The sequence below is a fragment of the Halorussus vallis genome (assembly GCF_024138165.1).
In the GTDB taxonomy this organism is placed as follows: domain Archaea; phylum Halobacteriota; class Halobacteria; order Halobacteriales; family Haladaptataceae; genus Halorussus; species Halorussus vallis.
In genome coordinates this window covers 26,597-44,621 of record NZ_CP100004.1, presented here as the reverse complement: position 1 = coordinate 44,621, position 18,025 = coordinate 26,597, and the positions used below count along the sequence as shown (strand labels likewise).

The following is an 18,025-nucleotide window of genomic DNA, read 5'->3' as shown; positions in this document are numbered from 1 at the left end:
AATTTTTGTCTTGGTGGCCGTCCAAGGCCACCTCCTCACGGAGATGGACAGAAAAGAATATAGTCGAGGGGTGACACCCAAGTTCATGGCCAGAAGAGTGTTCTTCAGCTTTCATTACGACCGTGATAACTGGCGCGCTGGACAAGTCCGCAATAGCGGGGTTGTCAAGCCCAATTACGACGAGACCGGGTTCTTCGACGGGGTGGACTGGGAAACCCTCAAACGCCAAAGCGACGACCGGATAAAACGGTGGATTCGAAAGCAAATGAAAGGCTGTTCCGTGACGGTCGTTTTAATCGGAAGCCAAACCTACGGCCGGGAGTGGGTTGACTACGAGATCAACAAGAGCGTCAGGGATGAGATGGGCCTTGTTGGTATCCGAGTCCACAATATCAAGGACCAGAACCGCCAAACGGACTCATTCGGAAAGAACCCACTTAGCAAACCAACACTCGGCAAACCGGGAGAGAAGCTCTCAGAGAAATACAACACCTACGACTGGGTACATGACGACGGGCAAGAGAATTTGGCCGACTGGATAGAAGAAGCCGCGAGAATCGCGAACAGATAGATGAGCGACGACGATGACGAGACGTTCGTGACAGAATTGGAGTTCATCCAGAACGTTATCGACCGGCAAGCCGATAACTCCTTCAAGGTTAAGGGATGGACTATCACGCTCGTCGTTGTGACGCTCTTATTTCGAACGAGTGATTCGCAAATCATCGTCGCGTTCATCCCCTTGTTCGCATTCTGGTATTTAGACGCCTACTACCTCAAGCTTGAACGCCAGTATCGAAAGCTGTACAACCACGTCCGCGAAAACCGGGACAACGCTCAGCGAGACAGTTTCAGCATGGACTCTTCCCCGTTCAAAAATAAAGTCAAACCAATCTGGCGGATAATGGTTTCGCGCTCCGTAATTATACTGTACGGGACAATCTTGGTCTTGCTCGTAATTTACGCAATTTCTGTTTATAGTGCTGGAGATCCGACGGGACAAGCAGCAAATGCACAAACAACGGTGTTCTCCCTACTCTGGTAATTGAGAAACGAGCCAAACTAACGGATGGGCTTTCAATACCGACTCAAACCCACGTCTACCCGATCCGCTAAGTACCCCCGAATATCGCCCTCCCGCCAACCGAGCGGCGATAGCACGCTCTCGGCGGCCCGTAGGACTTCCCCACGGTAGTACTCAGCATCGTAGTCCTCTGCCTCGTCGACGAGCGCGACGCGGTCCTGGGACGCCTTCGAGTCGTCTACGACGACGAACTCGACGCTCTCGCCGGGCTGCACCTCCCGGCCGACATTGCTCGCGGCTTCGAGCGCCGCAACGGTCCGCGTCGTGTGCTGGTACTCGTCGACGCGCTTCGACGCTCGCGTGGTGACCGCCAACTCCGCGGGGTCTACGTCATCGTCGCGAAGCCGCTGCACTGCGGCTTGCACGCGGTCACAGACTGCCTCCGGCGACCGGTACTCGTCGAACGTCTCGATTAGCTCTCGCTGCACGCCGGCGACGAACGGCGACGTACTCCGCTGGCGGCACTCGATACCCCGATACTTGTACTTCTTCTCGCCGTCCGCCACTGCGCCGAAGTACTTCGTGAGCGCCCCGGCGTCGCTGTCGCGCATCGGGACGAACGCCACCCAGTCGTACTCGGCCTCGTACTCCAGGTGAATCCCCACATCCGCGGTAATCTGCCCGGCCAGCACATCTAACGACTCCTGCTCAACGCCCTCGCGTGGCGTCACCCAAATCGAGTCGACGATACCGTGAACGACGCGCCACCCGCCGTCTTCCAGCGCCGTCTTCGCGTCCAACAGAATCTCGCGAGCGAACGCGTTGATGGCCTCGTGGCACTCGATACGGCCGAACTTCGCGTTCGAGAAGCCCTGATAGCCAAAACACGAGACGAGAATCCACTTTATCGCCGCCGACCGGCCCTCCAACTCGGCCCGTCTGTCGGGGTCCTCGATCGCTCGGAGTTCGGCCTTTATCTCGTCGCGGTCGTCGATGAGCGGCTGGAGCACGTCCGGCAAGTACCCGCGCTCGTCGCAGATACAGTACCCCAGTCCGGGGACGTCCTCGCGACCGCGGTGGCACTCGCACTGGATCTTCTCGGGTGAGACGTTCCGTGTACAGATGATGTTCGGGTACAGCGACGAGAAGTCGAGTTCATGCACGTTCTCGTGTACGCCGACGTCGGGCGCGAACGTGAACCCGCCGCGGTCGGCGTTGTGAAGCTGGCGCATGGTCTTGAACTGCTCGGGCCGCCACGCCTTCCACGGGACCAGAACGTTCCGCGACAAAGCCTCTCGTATCTGTATCGCCGTCAGGACGTTCCCGATGGATGCCCACGCAAGTTCCTGCAAGGGCTTGCCCGACCGGCGCACGAGGTCGAGGCAGCCATCCAGGTTCGACTCGCGGTAGAAGAACGTGTTCGACAGGTCGAGAATCACCCGACCGGGGACGTTGTACCGGGCAGGCGAGTGTCCGACTCGCCCGTAACTCGTGTACGTCGACGCGCCCGCAAGTTGCTGGAAGCCAAGTCGCCGACCGAGTTGAAGCCCGTAGCCGTAGCGGTCCGCAAGGCCGTGGAGTTCGGCAAGCAGTTGACTCGAATCGACGAGGAGTACGTCCGGGTCCCGACGGTCGACGATCTCCTCGATTCGCGGGAGCGCCACGTCCGGCGACCGGCCGACCTGTTCGCCGCCAACCGAGAGCGCCGGGACCTCCGAGTCGCTGAACTCGTGGGCCTGGCCTTCGATAGAGAGTGTCGTCGGCGTCCGCGCGGGCGTCGGGTCGCGTCCGGTTTCGAGACAGTATCGGAATTCTCGGGAGAAATCGACGTTGAAACACCGGTACTCGCCGGGGTCTCCCCACTCGTGTATCCAGCGCGCCATTCGCGGGATTTCGTCGACGGACGTGAGGTCGACGCGCACCACGTTTTCGGCGTTGTGGCGGAACCCCGGCCGCCGCTCCTCGACCACCGTCCGCGCGACGGTCGGAAACTGCTCCAGCACGCTCTGGGCGTCCGCGAGCGAATGTTCGTCGCCTTCGCCCCGGCCGACGTAGAACGTCGGCGTATAGTCCAGCACGCGCTCGCTCGTCGCTCCCCTGTCGGACAGCGACCACTCAACGAGTTCGCCGTCGAAGAAATCGATTTTGTAGGGCATCCGTCCTACGACGCCGATTCGCCGCTGGCGTCCTCGGTCGCTTCAAAGCGTTCGCCTTCGAGTTCGGCTTCGAGATCCTCGATTCGCCGCTGCTGGCCGAGACACATCGAGAACAGCACCACAACCATTGGGTTCGGGTAGTTCAGGTACCCGCCCGCGTCGGCGAACTGGTGGGCGTCCTCGAACAATCGGTCGAACCGGTCCTGGTCGGGCCGCCGAAGCGCCCGCCGGTAGTCCTGCCAGTTGTCCTCTATCGACCGAAGCACGTCACGGTATGTCGGATTAGTACGCCCCATCGACGCTCACCCCCTGGGGCGTCGCCGTCGTCTCGGTCGCACGCACGCGAGCCTCCAATACGTGTTTCCAGAACGCAAGCGTCGTCTGAACCATCCCGTTCTCCATCGGATAGACGAGCGTCTCGAAGTCGTCGCCGACGAACCGCGGGCCGAACTTCGTCTGCTCGCATCGAATCGTCTCCTCGGCGGCCGCTGCAATCGGTCCCGAGAACGAATCGTCCTTCTCTCGCGTCATCAGGATGGGAATCTCGTATTTGTCGGCGAGACGAGCGACTGTCGCCAGCGCCCGGAGCAGGAGGTCGTCGCCTTCGTCAGTGTACGTCTCGGCTTCCCGGTAGAACTGGTCGAACGCCGGACAGACCAACAGCGACGTATCCTCGTCGATCTCCTCGGCGACCTCCCTGATGAGTTGGTAGTGCTGGTGGGACGTGAACGCTCGCGCAACCTGGATTCGGTCGAGCGTCCGCATACTCGGCGCGACCGACGAGAGCGACTGCGTGACCGCATGGCCGCCCGCGTCGACCCACACCGCACTTCCGCTGTTCAGGAGTAGGTGGTCGAGGACGAGCGAGTGCAGCGGCCCGGTCGCCCGGTCGTCGCCTTCGACGTCAAGCAGTCGGATTCCCACTTCTAACTTGGGGAGTTCCGGTGCCTGCTGACCCTCTGTTTGTAAGCTATCTCGCATATACACCTCTACATGAGGTATCCGGATAAGCGTCTGCGCGTGGTTTCCAGATGTTCCAGATTATGTGTATTGTATCGAAACCGACTGATAGCTATACTGAACCGGTGATTCTCGGTGTTTCCAGAAGCTTCCAGATGGAGCAGGGTTGGCTGAAAGCGTGTGAAGGAGCAGATAGGGGGTTAATGGACGGTATATCTACTCCGTTTACCGAGTTCTCATCAGTTATGCCGTAAATGACCGGGTCGAAGAAACCGTCCGACCGAATTAGTGTCACACGCTTCGTAACGGAACTCACTCAGTCCGAGTTGCTACACCAAAGTGGCGAACAGTAGTATCTCGGTCTAACTCTCTGTTTCTAGCCCCTGTATTTAATTTTTCATATATCGGATTCAACAGTAAAACAACAGAATGCTAGTGAATTTCACCAAAGTCACACCTGTACATAAAGACAAGTATTTATAGGTCGCCCCGGTACAACGAATGGATGACAGATCTCATCGTCAAAGCCGCAGTTAAGAACGCCGTCGAAGGCAAAAACGTTTCCTCGGACTTCTACGATGCACTCGACGACCGTATTGAGAACCTTCTTGACGAAGCCGCTACCCGTGCTGACGCAAATGACCGTAAGACTGTCCAACCCCGCGACCTCTAAGTGAAGGCTATTCTGATTTCTTAGCTGCCTTATGCGTCCAGCCAAGGCTATCTTGAAAACTACCTTCCAAATCTCTGCCTTCTATAAAGGATTATGGTAACGGCAACGATACTGGCGTATGTTCTGTGGTAGAGCCCCGAAACTAACTAGGGTTTTATTAACTACGAATCTAGAGACGCGTAGCAGTTGACTCAGATACCCGTTCAACGACTGTCATCCAAGTGATATTATGAACAGAAAATCAGAGGCACTCCATTCAATTGAATACAATTCGGAGATTGACGCATATGTAACCTCCTTCGGTCCAGGAACACCGCCAAGTGAGGCGATTATTACTACAATTGCAGACATACAAGACTGTGATCCCTTGGAACTTCCGCCACTTCCTGAAGTGATCGCCCCAGACGCACTAGATAAGATATTCCAAGTGTCACAAGGAGGGGGAACTCCGCCAGAAGGCCAGCTGATATTCCAGTATTGTGACCATCAAATCACAGTAAAAGCAACGGGAATCGTTACTCTCCACTCTCTCTAGAACAGAGTAAAGAAAGAAAGGACAGAATAATGTTCTTGGATGGGTGATTTATTCACGCATATTATTTGAATATAGTATAATGGTTTCCCCTATTTTGTCTATTGAACCGTGGAAAATAGTGGAGAAACAGGACGAGAGGCACTCATACCTTCAATACAAAGACGATAAATTCCTGAAGTCACTTTACCAAATTGCCAAGAAAATCCTCGATGCTCCGGCAACTCCTACACAAGACAAGAGGCTATACATTGATGCCATAGAAGACATCAACACCCGGTATTTTGCCGCACAGCAAACTAAAACAGCGACGCAAGGCCAATTCCATAAATATGACACGTCTACTGAAGAGCATCTTCGAGAGATTATTGCTACAGAAGTAAGTCGCTGTCTCGGTGATCTTCATACCCTAATTGATGCCCACATTTCGGTGATTGAGGCAGCCACTACCCAGTTTACCAAGCAGTACGACAATCTACAGATACGGCGAGATACCGTAGCCACCTTCGAACGCACCATTGCTACCCGTACGATGAAAGGAGTCCGTGATGGTTGGTTTCCAACACTTGAAATATACTACTTCAGTCTCAACCCTGGAGAGCGTGCTGTTGAAGGTCGCAAACGGCGTGAGGAACGATTGTATGGGTCAAACGAGACCGAAGGCGTTGTAGACCTCCTTTCGAAGCAAGAATTGAACCAGATCACGCAACAGGACCTGGGCCAATTGAAATATATAAATTCGAAAAGTAACGTGAACGGCCATCCAGTTATTTACAAACTCCAAACCCAATACAATTGGGTCCTCTCTCCCTAACCTCCCCAACCCTCAAACTTTAGCACTACAGTACCAAAAGGGAATATATGACCGAAGAATCCTACCATCAACTAATTTCATATTTGAAATCAGAAACAGGTGAACTGCTCCGCGGTGTTATTACGTACGATAGTGACGAGTACGAAATCCACTACATCCGCGACGATATTCGCACACAGCATCTCAAAAACGATGTCAACAAAATCATCAAACGATTACGCCGAGAGTCCCGCCCAAGCGAACACCGTTCATTCCCCTTCGGCGAACTCAATGGCATCGTCCGTTCGTTCGAAAACGCAATGGTGATGCACTTCCCCGATACTCAGGGCCGAGGGACGGTCGTCACCCTCGAACCGGAAGTCGCTCGCCAGCTAAACACGTTTCTGGGGAACTGCCTCCAACGGATGGAATAAAATACTGACGACCGAAGACCAGCATCGAAGACAAATTCTATAGCCTTGTCGTATCTCTGTTTCTACCCTAGAAGATGACTCGGCAACAGATTTCTCAGTCACTATCGAAGTACCTGAACGAGCGAGTCGACGATCAGCTTCGTGGAGTCGCACACTATCGAGAAGACGAATTTAACGTCGTGTATCTTCGTGACGATATTCGGGAACACCGCCATCAGGATGAGGTCAAACAAATGCTGACCCGTATCAAACAGGAAGGAACTGCGAACGAAGAGCAATCATTCCCGTTCGGTCATATGCACGCAACGCTTCGCGTATTTGACGAGACCATTTTCATGCATTTCCCGATTGAGAATCGAACGGGCGTCGTCGTCTCCCTAGAACCGGAGGTAGCACAGAGTCTCAACTCGTTCGTTGGCGATTGTCTCGACCATATCTACGACCAGTACCCGTTTGAGGAAATCTGAACTCCGTACTCTCTCCGACGAACTAGCCTGACTGCTAGTTTCAACAAATCCTCCTACCCGGGGGACTCAGTAGCGCATTCGAAGGACTCCGCCACCGAGCAGTACGTCCGGTCCCGGCTCGTTCCCTCGGATTGAATCACATCGTACTGGTCCATCTTTGAGGGATAGTTCCGCTACGTCGTCAATATCTTTGTGAATCCTGTCGTCTGTGTGTTTTACACCGAGTAACTGTATCTCTATCTCTGACACTATCTAGTCCTCTGCCTGTGTCAAGAAAAATCTTCTATCGGTTGAAATATAGTTTGTCGGTGCCTCAAGACTCTGGCCGATTGACTAACCTCCCGCGTTTGTCCCAGTCGTTCGGGTCGTACTCAGTCTCTTTCGCAAACGACGGTCGAATCCCCGTCCATCGCATCTTGTCTTGTGTCACAGGTTCGAACGCTCACGGTGGGACGTCGGGGTTCCGCTCACGGAGGTCGTGAAGTACGTCACCGTGCCAGGACTGCGATTATGTCACGAGATTCCGATCTCGATTCTCGTCCCGTAACGCGGCGAGTTTCTTCAGTCCGGCCCACTCGCCTGTGAGCCAGTGCGCCTTTTCCGCAGACCGCAACCGAGGCCGAGACCAGCAGACCGATCGGCGGACCGTCCGCTTCGATACCAAGACCACCGACGCACTCGTTGAGGACGGCGAGTACGTGAACTTCAGCAAATCGGTACGCCAGACCGTCAACGCAGGACTAGAGGAGACTGACAAATGACCCACCCAGGGGACACGCAAGCAGGGTACAATCGGCTGAGGCCTGTCGTTGGGTACGTACTGTTCGGACAGCCTACTCTTCGGGCATGTAGGCGTAGGTGTTGATTTCGCCCAGACTATTCCCTGGGAGATTGTAGAACTTAGTTTCTGTCGGTGTTCGACGGTACAGCAGGTAATCTATCAAATCCCCTGCTGAGGCTGCTGTGTTCACCAATAGACTGAGTTGGAAGATTACCGTAGCAGTTTGCCCGAGCGGGAGCACGATACCTCCCCCTGCGAGGGCCGTGATTGCTACCACTGGCGCGAGAACCATTCGCATGTACTGTGATCGAGAAATGTACTGTTCGGCAATGAGGATGTACGCTCCCACCCAGTTCACGCCTGCCGTCCATTCGAACCCGTAATGTTCTGCGACTGCGACATGAATTGCTTCGTGAATTACTGTGATCCCCACGAAGACTCCAATGAACTGGGCGTCAATGTACGTCCCAGCGAGTAAGAAGTTCACGGGGTTCTCCAGAATCAATGAGACGTATGCAACCGTCATCGATGGCCAGAGTTGGAAATGAATCCCAATGAAGAGTCCTGCAACGAGAAGATGTTTCCGGAGTTCAAACTCGGGGATAACTACGGGGTCGCGGAAGCCAGCGTCGGGCCGCGGTACCCCGCTTTCGTTGGGGTCGTTGTGGTCCATAAGTATTCTAAAATAAAATAGATATTAATATGTTTGCCTTTTCAAAGGTTTTATTTTGCGTCCGGTGTGAGCATGGGGATGACCGCTACTGTTGATGTTGGCGTGCAACCCACTGAGGCGTCTCCTGACAGTGGCACTTATAATGGCGGGTTACGGTCGTATTGTCGCTCACCAAATGAACAACTTTGACAGATATATTTGAATGTATCTTTCAGGTCGGTTATTTGGCAATATGGGTATATGTATCGGCAAAACAGTTCGCCTATCCGCGAAACGAGTGGAATGGAACGGTCGGAGTTAAGTTACAAACTCCGTCTCAACTTCGCGAATTTCGGATCTGAAGACAGTGGAAGGTGGGCAGTGTCACCATCGGCCTCCATCGCCTTCATTGGACAACTGTTCTTACAACTGGGAATACCGTTCTCCATCGACCAAGTACCCGGTTTGAACCTGCGGATCCCGACCTGCGTCCCGGAGACACCGACTACGAGGTCCTGCAATCGTAGTAGCATCTGACCTGCGACGATTAGATTCAGCGCATTCGTACTCGGTTCTCGCTCGTCCTCGTCTTCGTTCTCGGTATCGACGTTCTCACCAACCTCCTCGTCCGACTCCATGTCGAGTCCGTAGTCACCCGGACCGGTCGCGTCAGGGTCGTTCATCTCGTCATTTGCACCCGTTTTCGTCCAATGCCGAGCGCAGTTCTGACAGGGTTGCCCTGGACCTGAGACGATGTTCTGTGCGTACGCCTTCTCGGTTAGAACTCCCGCTTGGTTGAGAAGGTTCGACCCGCCACTGATGACGGGGATAAGATGGGCGTGCGCTATCTCGTCGAGGACACGAGTTGGCCACTCTCCTTCCGCTGCATGGAGAATAACGTCACAGTCGAGAAGGCGATGAAGCGCACCGTATTCCGGACGACTTTCTGTCACACTCGCTTCAATCGCATCCACAGAGAACTCCGGTGCGGTGGCACCGAGTCTCGCAAGTCGTTCCCCGATTTTCGCCTTCGGTCGACGTGCGTCTACGTCAGCTTGCGTCGCACCTTGGGCGCGGTTCAGGTTTGCGGGTTCGAGGCGGTCGTAGTCCACCTGGACCACTTCCCCTACGCCCATCCGTGCGAGGTGTTCGGCAAGAATTGAACCGCCACCTCCGAGGCCGACGAGTCCGACTCGTAGCGCGTTCAACTGCTCTTGTCCTTCTTCACCCCAGATGTTGACTGTGCTCTCTTGAGCGTCTTCGTCAACGGGCGCGACTGCGCCTTCGACACCGGGAGTCTGGACGGTTGTTGGATACTCAGTGAGAGATTCACCGACAACGCGAACACAGTCACCCTCGTACACGTTCACTGAATCCGGGCTGTACGCGGGATTTTCTCGCTGGCCGGCGGTCTCTGGCGTGTCGAACTCGTACCCGAGAACACGCCACTCCCGAGAGTCGTCTTTCACGATAGCGATTCCGAGTGGTGCTTCCTCACCGAGCTTGCAGGCGTCTTCGAACAGGTCGGACTCCGCCGCGTCGAGATCGCCACGTGATGGGTTTGGTTGCGCCGTCTCGTCGTTCGCGAGGTTTGGGTGCGTGTGGACGTAGAGAAGTCCTGCGCTCTCACCCACATTTCGCGCCTTTTGGACGGCTTCGTAGCGGTAGTCAGCCGTGAATTGAACACGGCCGTCGTAGTTAACGTCACCAGCGTCGGGTTTGAGCACGTCGTGGACGAGGAACGAGACACGCTCTGTGCCGCTACTTCGGGTAACAACACAGATGACGCCGCGTTCCCATTCTGCCTTCGTCTCGGGGTCCTCGAATAAGACCTCCATGATATCTTCGTGTGCGCCCTCGGACATTCCGAGATGGAAGCCGTTGGCTTCTGAAAGCGACCGGTGTCGGTCGAGAAGTGAGCTAGTCGTCATCTCACTCACTCTCCTCGAACGGCCGACTGAGTACCGCTCGCATCCACGGAACTGCGTTCCGCATGGCCGAGGGGTCCCTGTCGTCGATGTCCAGGTAGTCCCATCTTCGGCTCCAGTACAGGACCTCTTCGACGCCGAGCGCGTCACAGAGCGGCTCGGCGTGGTCGCGGTCAGTCTGACTGCTTTCTGGGAGATTCCCGTCCACCCGAAGAACTTCATCCGTTGCGAACCCATATTTCTGGCCCGCAGGGAAGCAGTTCTTCAGACGAACGAACACTTCTGCATGGTCGTTGTCGTAGTCCGCAAACTTCGATACGTTGACGACGCCCAGGCTGATGAAGACGTAGTTACCCCCAGCAGGGTCGCCGTCGTCCGTTATCGTCACAATTCGCGGGTCAACAGCGTCCATGGCTTCTAACTCTTCGAAGCCGTCTTGGAACGCTTGCGGGAGACTGCTGAGGAGTTCGTCGTGCTGCGGATACTCCCGCCGTGGTTCGGATGGCGTTTCGGCACCGAGGTTTGAATCGTCCTCAGTTCGTTCGTCGCCGGCCGACATTAGACGTAGTTCTCGCCGTCGCCTTTCGTGTCGAAGAACTTGCGATGTTCCTCGGTGAGGTCGACTGAGTCGTTGTGGTCGAAGACGGCCTGTTCGGGGCCGTTTTCACCCTTGGTTGCTACGAGGTCGTAGTTCCCGGGCTTGTCGAACGAGATTTCGATGAGGCGGCTAGCCTTCACCGTGTCCTCGGAGATTTTGTCCTTGATGTTGTCCACAAAGACGACGTGAGGGTTGTTACCGTTGCCTCGTCCGTTGTCGTCGCCGTGGTGGTTGTCGTGAGATTCTTCCGTACTGCGGTTTTCTTCGGTCATGGTTAGTCTCCTGCTCGCGTTGACCTGCGAGCGGAGGCCGTCGGCTCCTCGTGAAAGCTGTGACGGCTGGGTGGTATCGCGAAGAACACGATTACCTACAGCTAACCGAGAGGGCTGACGTGACCTTTAGATTTGCCGCGTGCGTGTTCCGAAATCCGCTTACCGATTAAGCGGGGAACCGGACCACGACACCGATGGGAACGGAGCGGCGCGGGTCGGCTAGACCCAGTCGAAATTATGGTCCTATGGGGTTATAAATGTTCTTGTCCCACACCTCAATAATATCTCAATGGGGAAATTCACTAAAAACGCCCGAGGAGAGTCTATTCCAGAACAAATTAATTAATAAATATTACCTCAAATGGCCACCCTCATTTCTACTGGAGAAACTATGAATAGATAATTAACATATCGGTGAATACTAAATGAAGTATCCATAACCAGAAACGGCGAGATAGAGAAGTAACTTCTAATGATGCGGTACGGCAAGAGAAAACGACCCCTCGCCGCTCCGTTCCCAGTAGTAGCTACTATAGCAGTCACAATAAATCCGTCGGCTTAACGCCGTATGGTGATTCGATGGAAATCAACATGAATGAAAACCACCCTTGGTTCGGTATATCTCTATGCAGTTTAAGCTTAGGAAATTTCCGCTAATTCCTGAAGTATAGCCTTCTAACCCTCTAGAAACGGAGGATAATCATAAAACGCATTGCACTTGTGATTAGGCGAGGAATCATAAGTAGATTTTAGTAGGTCGCCGCCCTCGGTGAAGCACGAACCGTCCAATTCAGGCAGAGACCACCTTCTCGGCGGTCAAACCCCCCGATTCGACGGCCAGAGACCAACCATGCCTACGCCAAAGACAACAGGTTCCACGGAGAATCCAAATCTTGACAGCGGTCGAGCAGGCGTTGCAACTCAATACTACGACTCAGAATGTGGTCACAATGTCTAATCCCTACCACGACGCGCTAGACGACTTTCGGTGTGAGGAGGTCGTCGCCATCAAGGACGGCGACCGCTACACCGGGTGGGTGAAGGTCTGGAACTTCAACGACAAGTCTCTTATCCTGCTCGACGCGACCGGCCCGGATGGTGACCGCCTCGGCCAAACGCAACTCCGGCAGCCAGATATCGTCTACCGGACCAACCCAAAGGACGAGATTCGGCGCGTAGACCCCGAAGCAGTCGAACCATGCCCGTACAGCGTCCGCGAGTTCGACAACCGAGACTTCTATCACTACGTGCGGCAGGTCCGTCAGCACGACAGTCTCGGGTCGTACCCACTCGTCTGGGAGACCGACCAGAGCCTCCTAACGCTCGAAGGACACAAGCGCCTTGAAGCCGCCCGCCGTGCCGGACTCGACACGGTACCTGTTCGCACGACGACCGCTTTCACCGACTGGGAGTACACGGTTCACTGGGTTGAAGACCACATCCCCACGCCCGACATGGGTGCTGACAACAGTAACAGTACCCACCGTGGATGGTACACCCGAGAGCAGGTCCGCGACTCGTTCGAACGACTCCGAGAAGATTGGCCGGACGAACGACTCGGCCAGTTGCCGCAGTTCGAAGATCTTCTCGAACCGGAGCGAATCGACGAACCACGGTCGATAGAGGTAGCTGATGCCGAGTAAGCAGAGCCAGTCGCTCGATAGCCCGCTCGACGACTACCTCATCGACAAGTCGAAGGACAACGGCACGGGGAACTATCGGCGGAACGCCGAACGCGTCCTCCGCGAGTGGCTGTCGTGGACCGAAGAGGAACGCCGCACGTACACGTTCGCGGGCCTCGGCGTCGACGACCTCGAAGCCTACGCCCGCCAGTTGAAGCGCCGTACGAGCGATACGGACGGACTCGCGGCGTCCTCTGCGCGGAAGTACTACGACTACGTGCGAGCCTACCTGACGTGGTGCCAGAAGCGAGAATACCTCTTGGACAACCCCGCGGCGAAGAGTCGAGCGATGAACGCGCTTCCGAACGACGACCAGCGAGACGAGCACAGCCAACAGCTCTGGAAACCGCGACAACGGACTGCGATTATGGCGTACGTGAACCGGCGAGCGCACGACGCGATAGACGAGCGAGGTTTCGACGCGCTCGCAGAGGCGCGTGACCGCGCGTTCGTCGCAACAATCGCTTACTCCGGAGTTCGTGGTGGCGAAGTCCTGAAAGACCGGAACGACGACCGGCGCGACGGCGTTCGGTGGTCCGACGTCGACCTCGAAACGGGGACGATGAACATCCTCGAAAAAGGGTCACAGCAGTACCAAGACACCGGCCTCCCGCGACAGTGTTTGTCGGCGCTTCGACGATGGAGAGAAATCTATCAGCCGCCGAGCGATGCGTGGCCGGTGTTCCCGACGCTGCACGCGCCGACGATTTCCTCAACCGCGACCGCTGGTCTACAAGACCAGGGGTATAGTGAGGACGAAATCGAGTCGATTCGCGCCGAGCAGACGGCCCTGGAGGTCTGCTACGACTACGGGATACCACTGCCTGCACTGACGACCGCCGGGGCGCGGACCGTCATGAAACGGCTCTCGGCGGCTGCTGACGTACCAGGACTCGACACTGAGAACGGCGAGTACCTCGAACTCCACGGTGGTCGACGTGGCGCTGGCGATACGCTCGTGCGCGAGAAAGGGTGGGAGCAAGCCCAACGGCACCTGCTCCATGCAGATCCAAAGACAACGATGGACGCCTACTCGCATATCTCCGCCGAGGAGGTAGCTGACGAAGCGAGCGACGCGTTCGAGCAGACAGACCGATAGTACTTCTCGAAGTCTCTCCAGGCCAACCCCTGCTCTTTACGGGCACTCATGCGTACCCGCTGGTAGAAACCTATGCCTGAGAATTCTACTAATCTCGTTGACCGCGTTGTCAAGACCGTCGAATCGCAGACTGCTGGCCCCGTGCCGGACCGAGCGCGCGAGCGAACGATCCTCATCGTGCTCTCGGTGCATGGGTCGCGGGACTCAGACAGCGTGCGGGATGCGCTCGCAGCGGCGGTCGAGGCGGGCCGCCTCGAAACTGACGGGGAGCGGTATTGGCTGTCCGACGAAGAAGTCGAGAATCGGGCGGAGTCCGTGATGACGCTTACCCCGGAAGAGAAGACGGAGATGTAGAGGTCGAACGGTCGGGAACACGACTACTTTCACTTTCACTACGTGGACGGCGGAGGTATTTCACCCCCGACCCAGTATATTAACGCGAGGATGTCACTGAAACAAGTCGGACGCCCCCGAGAACATCGGTTAGCAAGCAATCGGAGGCTACTGTGATGAGCGAGTACGACGTAGAGCGTTTCAACGACATTCTACGCGAACATCTCTATCAGGCCGCAAGCGAAGGACTCGACGAAGACGAACTCGTCGCGGTTCTTCGCCAGCACCAGGAGGGAATCGAACGGGACGGGCTAGCGAGTCACGCCGGACTCGTCGAGAATCCGTTCGACCAGTCACGTCGAGACAGCGGCCTCGCAGACTAGAATCGACGCCCACGCCTACATTCGTTCTTCTCTATTCCGAAGTCAGTAGCGGTCAGAACGGCAGGAACGTAAACAGGCCGTCGACGCACGTCGCGGCGCCGTTGAAGTTCCCGAGGATATAATCCGAGGAGAGAGCACCGCCAGCGAACAGGAACATACCGAGGAGTAGGAGTTTCGGGTTCCGGGTGAGGCCGACCGTCCGACTCACACGACCGAGGCTGAAGAGACTCCCGACGATGCCGAAGCCGAGAAGCATGAGAAGCTGGGTGAGAATCACCGCGCCTTCAGCAGCGCGAGCGTTGAACGTCGCGGAGGCCGGGCAGTTCCCGAACGTCTTCGAGACACCGAGGAGGGTTACGGCTATGATACCAGCGATGGCGAGGATGACGTAGAATATCTCGTCGCCTTCGTTCGTTCTTTGAGACATCACTCCGAATTGTAGGATAGTTCACCCATAAGCGTTCTGGCGTTTTGGTTCGCCGCTACTGCTATGCCACACTCAGACCATTCGTGAAGGCTTAGAACTGTTTCTCCGCTTTTTCGAAGTGGAACCAAACCGCTTTCTCGGTCCCGTCGTCTACACTGTGCGAGACGACATTTTCTTTCGTCGTGACCGCTACCATTCCCGAGTTTTCGGTTCTCGCCACTGCGTCGGCTATTTCACCACATTTCAGACAACGCAAGAACTTCTCGGGTTCACTCCCCGTCTCGGATTCCTCACTCATTGTCGGTCTCGTCGGTCTTTTCGCGAAGATGCTTGGCGGTGAAGTCGCGGAGTCTCCCGAGCCATTCAGTTCGTTCGTCGTCCTCGTGGTCCACGAGTTTGTAGATGGTCGAGTTCCCGGCCTGCTCGCTGGCTTGCTCATCTTCGACGACGAGGCCGGTGGCGAGGAGACTGTCGAGGTGATTATAGACGGTACTCCGGGACCCGAGGGCGGCGTTCTCCTTGATGGAAGTCGGGTTGAGCCCGCGCGGGTAGACGTCGAGGAGCGCGATGAGGATGCGCGTTCGGGGGTGGTCGCCGACGACTTGTGCGAGCGGGTCGGTGGCGACGATCTCTTCGATACTTTCGAGGGTTTCGGTATTCTCTGATTCGGTCATCTCTGCCCATGTCTTCTATCTGAGATTGCTTAATACTGTTGGTTAGTTTGGACAGCACTGTATTTCTGAATACACAGGTATAAATAGTGGGGGTGTGATGTGTCAAATGCGCCCGAAGGGGCGTAGGAGGTGGAAAAACATGGCAACTGACGACGAAATCAAGGCCGTTGTGGTCGCGAAACTCCACCGCAAGGAGAAGTACAACCGGGCGGTCCGTGTCGAGAACGCCGCCAAATTCGGTGTCGAAACCCACGACCGTGGACGGGCCAAAGACCTAATCCACGACATGGCGGCAGACGACGCCTGTCCGGTCGTCTACAAACCGAAAAGTGGCACGAACGCCGTTTATCTGGAAAACGACTCGGAAGACTGGGTCGCCGACTGGATACGGCGTCACGACGAAAGCGCGCTCCCGTGGGATTTGAAGTAGTAGCCCCCTACGGGCGCTCGCTCTGCGGTATCGCCTACGAACCACGAACCCGTAATTTTTTCGCTCACCGACCATCGATAGCTGGCCGCGTGTTCCCGATACCAAAACCCTTATTTCCGGCACATAGGAAAACGAAATCGCGGAGGTCGGCTTCCACATTCACCCGACCCCGCATCCTGTGACTCTCAAAGCTCTCGCGACTACTTTCAGTTTCACCACGGCTGGCACGAATATATTTGCGCCCTCAGAGAACATCGAACTATGGCGACACAGCACGATGCAACCGGCGAAAGCGAGTACGACCGCTGGCTTCTCTGCGGAACTGACAGTTGTACTGACGAAGGACAGTACAGTTTCCAATACTACCTTCTCGACGACGAAGGAGACGTGTGTGGAAACGGCCATGTTCTCTACTGTCCCTACCATGCAGCAGTTTGCGAGCGAGAGATCCGCGCCGACCCTGCGCGCGAACTTGAACGGATCTGCGTTCTCGAAGAGACGTTCGACTCGTGGTCTCCGCCGCGGCGCTGTCAGCCCTACAATATCGACCCCGAATTGGAACTCAAAACCTTGCTCGACTACCTCGAAGCGCAGGACGCAACGACCAATCCCGCTCTTGTGAGTCGAATCGAAGGTATCCAGGCCGCGCTGACGATACTCCGCGAAGAGGACGATATGTACGGTGCTGTCCGAGGGTGGCAGGAACCGTGGAAGGTAGACCCCCGGTCGCCAGCGTCCGTAGACGAATCTTAAGCCTGCTCGGGTGTTTCGACTGTCGAAGTGTGGCGGGTTTGGTGGGTTTCGATGTTTCTCTTGAAACCCAATATAAGATAGTAAAATATAAGTGGCGGGGGTGAATCTATTCGAGCGAGGCACCCCAAATGGCACACCGAGAATCCGACGTGACCGACGAGCAAGCAGACGTCGACCCGAGAGACGACCAAGACATCCCCGACTTCGCCGACCTCCTATCGAGGGACAACGGCCTTCGGATGAACAACGACCTCGACTACCTGCTCGGACTCACGGGCGAGGCACTGCGGAGCGAGGAGTTCGACACCGACCGCGACCGAGCGAAGTGGGTCGTCGCACAGTGGTCCCAAGAACTCCTCTATACCCCCGACCTCCGGGAGTACACGCCAGGAAAGTGCGTCCCGAAGGGCAACATCCCCGAGAACCGGTGGTAGAGAGCACTCGTAGCTCCACGACGGACTACTTCCTCCGATGCAAACCACGACCCTACAGAGCCGACCAGCTCCCTGCGACGACGCAAAGGCCGCCTACGAACGACGGCGAGCAGACGAACTAAGTAGACAGGAAACGCTCTCGTACTACGGAGGACAGTCGTGACCGCTGAATCGTGCCCCCAGTGCAAGTCCGAGAAGACCGAGTACCGCGGTTTCTTCGACGGCTGGCACTGCAAGTGGTGTGGGCGAGAATGGATAGACCTCCCGACCGAGCAGATCGTCACAACCGTCGACGTCGGCGATGAGTTCCGCGTCGGCGACCTCAAGAACCCGCTCACCGTCACGCGCGTAAACGGACGAAAACTCTACCTTGAAGGCCAGCAGTCGGGCGAGTACTACCTCCACGTCCATGAAGACGGAAGTGCGACGTTCTATCGGAAGAAGGCCGGGAGTGAGCGAAATCAGTTCGGAAAACGGTGGTCGCGAGAAGAACGGGATGTCGAGTTAGAATATCTCGACAACCAGTAGTACTGTCACCTT

General features: G+C 56.0%; 26 protein-coding genes. 15 read left to right on the top strand and 11 right to left on the bottom strand.

Going from position 1 to position 18,025, the window contains the following annotated elements:
* Positions 1 to 13 precede the first annotated feature (13 nt).
* Both NGM07_RS24700 and NGM07_RS24695 read left to right on the top strand, forming a co-directional pair.
* Positions 14 to 571 carry a TIR domain-containing protein gene (locus tag NGM07_RS24700; RefSeq protein ID WP_368410350.1) on the top strand — a complete coding sequence of 186 codons (558 nt, stop codon included), beginning with the start codon at positions 14 to 16 and terminating at the stop codon, positions 569 to 571.
* Positions 572 to 1,045, top strand: a complete 474-nt coding sequence (locus NGM07_RS24695) for a hypothetical protein (protein WP_253521973.1) — start codon at positions 572 to 574, stop codon at positions 1,043 to 1,045.
* 32 nt (positions 1,046 to 1,077) lie between these two features.
* Here the strand turns inward: NGM07_RS24695 and NGM07_RS24690 are convergent, their stop codons facing one another.
* From NGM07_RS24690 to NGM07_RS24680, 3 genes are read right to left on the bottom strand one after another with little or no spacing between them, the layout of a single operon-like run.
* Positions 1,078 to 3,180, bottom strand: coding sequence for a type B DNA-directed DNA polymerase (locus tag NGM07_RS24690; protein ID WP_253521971.1), 2,103 nt, complete (start codon positions 3,178 to 3,180; stop codon positions 1,078 to 1,080).
* Positions 3,181 to 3,185: 5 nt separating this feature from the next.
* Positions 3,186 to 3,476 (bottom strand): DUF8156 family protein, encoded by a 291-nt coding sequence (locus NGM07_RS24685; RefSeq protein ID WP_253521969.1) that lies wholly within the window; start codon positions 3,474 to 3,476, stop codon positions 3,186 to 3,188.
* Positions 3,463 to 4,161, bottom strand: a complete 699-nt coding sequence (locus NGM07_RS24680; protein ID WP_253521967.1) for a hypothetical protein — start codon at positions 4,159 to 4,161, stop codon at positions 3,463 to 3,465. Before NGM07_RS24680 ends, NGM07_RS24685 begins: the two co-directional genes overlap by 14 nt.
* Positions 4,162 to 4,645: 484 nt before the next feature.
* On the opposite strand from NGM07_RS24680, the gene NGM07_RS24675 reads away from it, so the two are divergent.
* From NGM07_RS24675 to NGM07_RS24655, 5 genes are all read left to right on the top strand, one after another.
* A complete protein-coding gene (locus tag NGM07_RS24675) occupies positions 4,646 to 4,813 on the top strand; it encodes a histone H3 family protein (RefSeq protein ID WP_253521965.1) in 168 nt (55 codons plus the stop codon).
* Positions 4,814 to 5,042: 229 nt separating this feature from the next.
* A complete protein-coding gene (locus NGM07_RS24670) occupies positions 5,043 to 5,348 on the top strand; it encodes a HalOD1 output domain-containing protein (protein ID WP_253521963.1) in 306 nt (101 codons plus the stop codon).
* Between the two features lie 118 nt (positions 5,349 to 5,466).
* Positions 5,467 to 6,159 carry a hypothetical protein gene (locus NGM07_RS24665; protein WP_253521960.1) on the top strand — a complete coding sequence of 231 codons (693 nt, stop codon included), beginning with the start codon at positions 5,467 to 5,469 and terminating at the stop codon, positions 6,157 to 6,159.
* Between the two features lie 47 nt (positions 6,160 to 6,206).
* Positions 6,207 to 6,572, top strand: a complete 366-nt coding sequence (locus NGM07_RS24660; RefSeq protein WP_253521958.1) for a DUF7522 family protein — start codon at positions 6,207 to 6,209, stop codon at positions 6,570 to 6,572.
* Positions 6,573 to 6,646: 74 nt separating this feature from the next.
* Complete coding sequence (locus NGM07_RS24655; protein WP_253521956.1) at positions 6,647 to 7,039, top strand: DUF7522 family protein; 393 nt, start codon at positions 6,647 to 6,649, stop codon at positions 7,037 to 7,039.
* 66 nt (positions 7,040 to 7,105) lie between these two features.
* Here NGM07_RS24655 and NGM07_RS24650 read toward each other — a convergent pair whose 3' ends face one another.
* From NGM07_RS24650 to NGM07_RS24630, 5 genes are all read right to left on the bottom strand, one after another.
* Complete coding sequence (locus NGM07_RS24650) at positions 7,106 to 7,288, bottom strand: hypothetical protein (protein ID WP_253521954.1); 183 nt, start codon at positions 7,286 to 7,288, stop codon at positions 7,106 to 7,108.
* 584 nt (positions 7,289 to 7,872) lie between these two features.
* Positions 7,873 to 8,493, bottom strand: a complete 621-nt coding sequence (locus NGM07_RS24645; RefSeq protein WP_253521952.1) for a DUF3267 domain-containing protein — start codon at positions 8,491 to 8,493, stop codon at positions 7,873 to 7,875.
* A 302-nt stretch (positions 8,494 to 8,795) separates the two neighbouring features.
* Positions 8,796 to 10,403 carry a HesA/MoeB/ThiF family protein gene (locus NGM07_RS24640; protein ID WP_253521950.1) on the bottom strand — a complete coding sequence of 536 codons (1,608 nt, stop codon included), beginning with the start codon at positions 10,401 to 10,403 and terminating at the stop codon, positions 8,796 to 8,798.
* Between the two features lies 1 nt (position 10,404).
* Positions 10,405 to 10,959 (bottom strand): hypothetical protein, encoded by a 555-nt coding sequence (locus NGM07_RS24635; protein ID WP_253521948.1) that lies wholly within the window; start codon positions 10,957 to 10,959, stop codon positions 10,405 to 10,407.
* Positions 10,959 to 11,270, bottom strand: coding sequence for a hypothetical protein (locus tag NGM07_RS24630; RefSeq protein WP_253521947.1), 312 nt, complete (start codon positions 11,268 to 11,270; stop codon positions 10,959 to 10,961). The genes NGM07_RS24635 and NGM07_RS24630 overlap by 1 nt, the downstream gene beginning before the upstream one ends.
* A 950-nt stretch (positions 11,271 to 12,220) precedes the next feature.
* On the opposite strand from NGM07_RS24630, the gene NGM07_RS24625 reads away from it, so the two are divergent.
* From NGM07_RS24625 to NGM07_RS24610, 4 genes are all read left to right on the top strand, one after another.
* Positions 12,221 to 12,913 carry a ParB N-terminal domain-containing protein gene (locus NGM07_RS24625; protein WP_253521945.1) on the top strand — a complete coding sequence of 231 codons (693 nt, stop codon included), beginning with the start codon at positions 12,221 to 12,223 and terminating at the stop codon, positions 12,911 to 12,913.
* Positions 12,903 to 14,051, top strand: a complete 1,149-nt coding sequence (locus NGM07_RS24620; RefSeq protein ID WP_253521943.1) for a tyrosine-type recombinase/integrase — start codon at positions 12,903 to 12,905, stop codon at positions 14,049 to 14,051. Before NGM07_RS24625 ends, NGM07_RS24620 begins: the two co-directional genes overlap by 11 nt.
* Positions 14,052 to 14,123: 72 nt before the next feature.
* On the top strand, positions 14,124 to 14,405 hold the full coding sequence (locus tag NGM07_RS24615) for a hypothetical protein (RefSeq protein ID WP_253521941.1): 282 nt from the start codon (positions 14,124 to 14,126) through the stop codon (positions 14,403 to 14,405).
* Between the two features lie 155 nt (positions 14,406 to 14,560).
* Positions 14,561 to 14,767, top strand: a complete 207-nt coding sequence (locus NGM07_RS24610; RefSeq protein ID WP_253521938.1) for a hypothetical protein — start codon at positions 14,561 to 14,563, stop codon at positions 14,765 to 14,767.
* Positions 14,768 to 14,819: 52 nt separating this feature from the next.
* On the opposite strand, the gene NGM07_RS24605 is transcribed toward NGM07_RS24610, so the two are convergent.
* The 3 genes from NGM07_RS24605 to NGM07_RS24595 form a co-directional block, all read right to left on the bottom strand.
* Positions 14,820 to 15,194, bottom strand: coding sequence for a hypothetical protein (locus tag NGM07_RS24605; protein ID WP_253521935.1), 375 nt, complete (start codon positions 15,192 to 15,194; stop codon positions 14,820 to 14,822).
* 91 nt (positions 15,195 to 15,285) lie between these two features.
* Positions 15,286 to 15,492, bottom strand: coding sequence for a hypothetical protein (locus NGM07_RS24600; protein ID WP_253521932.1), 207 nt, complete (start codon positions 15,490 to 15,492; stop codon positions 15,286 to 15,288).
* Positions 15,485 to 15,868, bottom strand: coding sequence for a winged helix-turn-helix domain-containing protein (locus tag NGM07_RS24595; protein ID WP_253521930.1), 384 nt, complete (start codon positions 15,866 to 15,868; stop codon positions 15,485 to 15,487). The genes NGM07_RS24600 and NGM07_RS24595 overlap by 8 nt, the downstream gene beginning before the upstream one ends.
* Before the next feature lie 139 nt (positions 15,869 to 16,007).
* Here NGM07_RS24595 and NGM07_RS24590 point away from each other — a divergent pair, with 139 nt between their 5' ends.
* The 4 genes from NGM07_RS24590 (at position 16,008) to NGM07_RS24575 (ending at position 18,013) form a co-directional block, all read left to right on the top strand.
* Positions 16,008 to 16,298 carry a hypothetical protein gene (locus tag NGM07_RS24590; protein WP_253521928.1) on the top strand — a complete coding sequence of 97 codons (291 nt, stop codon included), beginning with the start codon at positions 16,008 to 16,010 and terminating at the stop codon, positions 16,296 to 16,298.
* A 261-nt stretch (positions 16,299 to 16,559) separates the two neighbouring features.
* Positions 16,560 to 17,051 (top strand): hypothetical protein, encoded by a 492-nt coding sequence (locus tag NGM07_RS24585; protein ID WP_253521926.1) that lies wholly within the window; start codon positions 16,560 to 16,562, stop codon positions 17,049 to 17,051.
* A gap of 128 nt (positions 17,052 to 17,179) precedes the next feature.
* On the top strand, positions 17,180 to 17,485 hold the full coding sequence (locus NGM07_RS24580) for a hypothetical protein (RefSeq protein WP_253521910.1): 306 nt from the start codon (positions 17,180 to 17,182) through the stop codon (positions 17,483 to 17,485).
* A 159-nt stretch (positions 17,486 to 17,644) separates the two neighbouring features.
* Positions 17,645 to 18,013, top strand: a complete 369-nt coding sequence (locus tag NGM07_RS24575; protein ID WP_253521908.1) for a hypothetical protein — start codon at positions 17,645 to 17,647, stop codon at positions 18,011 to 18,013.
* Positions 18,014 to 18,025 lie beyond the last annotated feature (12 nt).

What these genes read in the sequence shown, in the direction of transcription:
- NGM07_RS24695 (WP_253521973.1), top strand. Translation starts at nt 572, where the DNA reads ATGAGCGACGACGATGACGAGACGTTCGTGACAGAATTGGAGTTCATC.
- NGM07_RS24690 (WP_253521971.1), bottom strand. Translation starts at nt 3,180, where the DNA reads ATGCCCTACAAAATCGATTTCTTCGACGGCGAACTCGTTGAGTGGTCG.
- NGM07_RS24685 (WP_253521969.1), bottom strand. Translation starts at nt 3,476, where the DNA reads ATGGGGCGTACTAATCCGACATACCGTGACGTGCTTCGGTCGATAGAG.
- NGM07_RS24680 (WP_253521967.1), bottom strand. Translation starts at nt 4,161, where the DNA reads ATGCGAGATAGCTTACAAACAGAGGGTCAGCAGGCACCGGAACTCCCC.
- NGM07_RS24675 (WP_253521965.1), top strand. Translation starts at nt 4,646, where the DNA reads ATGACAGATCTCATCGTCAAAGCCGCAGTTAAGAACGCCGTCGAAGGC.
- NGM07_RS24670 (WP_253521963.1), top strand. Translation starts at nt 5,043, where the DNA reads ATGAACAGAAAATCAGAGGCACTCCATTCAATTGAATACAATTCGGAG.
- NGM07_RS24660 (WP_253521958.1), top strand. Translation starts at nt 6,207, where the DNA reads ATGACCGAAGAATCCTACCATCAACTAATTTCATATTTGAAATCAGAA.
- NGM07_RS24655 (WP_253521956.1), top strand. Translation starts at nt 6,647, where the DNA reads ATGACTCGGCAACAGATTTCTCAGTCACTATCGAAGTACCTGAACGAG.
- NGM07_RS24645 (WP_253521952.1), bottom strand. Translation starts at nt 8,493, where the DNA reads ATGGACCACAACGACCCCAACGAAAGCGGGGTACCGCGGCCCGACGCT.
- NGM07_RS24640 (WP_253521950.1), bottom strand. Translation starts at nt 10,403, where the DNA reads ATGACGACTAGCTCACTTCTCGACCGACACCGGTCGCTTTCAGAAGCC.
- NGM07_RS24635 (WP_253521948.1), bottom strand. Translation starts at nt 10,959, where the DNA reads ATGTCGGCCGGCGACGAACGAACTGAGGACGATTCAAACCTCGGTGCC.
- NGM07_RS24630 (WP_253521947.1), bottom strand. Translation starts at nt 11,270, where the DNA reads ATGACCGAAGAAAACCGCAGTACGGAAGAATCTCACGACAACCACCAC.
- NGM07_RS24625 (WP_253521945.1), top strand. Translation starts at nt 12,221, where the DNA reads ATGTCTAATCCCTACCACGACGCGCTAGACGACTTTCGGTGTGAGGAG.
- NGM07_RS24620 (WP_253521943.1), top strand. Translation starts at nt 12,903, where the DNA reads ATGCCGAGTAAGCAGAGCCAGTCGCTCGATAGCCCGCTCGACGACTAC.
- NGM07_RS24615 (WP_253521941.1), top strand. Translation starts at nt 14,124, where the DNA reads ATGCCTGAGAATTCTACTAATCTCGTTGACCGCGTTGTCAAGACCGTC.
- NGM07_RS24610 (WP_253521938.1), top strand. Translation starts at nt 14,561, where the DNA reads ATGAGCGAGTACGACGTAGAGCGTTTCAACGACATTCTACGCGAACAT.
- NGM07_RS24605 (WP_253521935.1), bottom strand. Translation starts at nt 15,194, where the DNA reads ATGTCTCAAAGAACGAACGAAGGCGACGAGATATTCTACGTCATCCTC.
- NGM07_RS24600 (WP_253521932.1), bottom strand. Translation starts at nt 15,492, where the DNA reads ATGAGTGAGGAATCCGAGACGGGGAGTGAACCCGAGAAGTTCTTGCGT.
- NGM07_RS24595 (WP_253521930.1), bottom strand. Translation starts at nt 15,868, where the DNA reads ATGACCGAATCAGAGAATACCGAAACCCTCGAAAGTATCGAAGAGATC.
- NGM07_RS24590 (WP_253521928.1), top strand. Translation starts at nt 16,008, where the DNA reads ATGGCAACTGACGACGAAATCAAGGCCGTTGTGGTCGCGAAACTCCAC.
- NGM07_RS24585 (WP_253521926.1), top strand. Translation starts at nt 16,560, where the DNA reads ATGGCGACACAGCACGATGCAACCGGCGAAAGCGAGTACGACCGCTGG.
- NGM07_RS24580 (WP_253521910.1), top strand. Translation starts at nt 17,180, where the DNA reads ATGGCACACCGAGAATCCGACGTGACCGACGAGCAAGCAGACGTCGAC.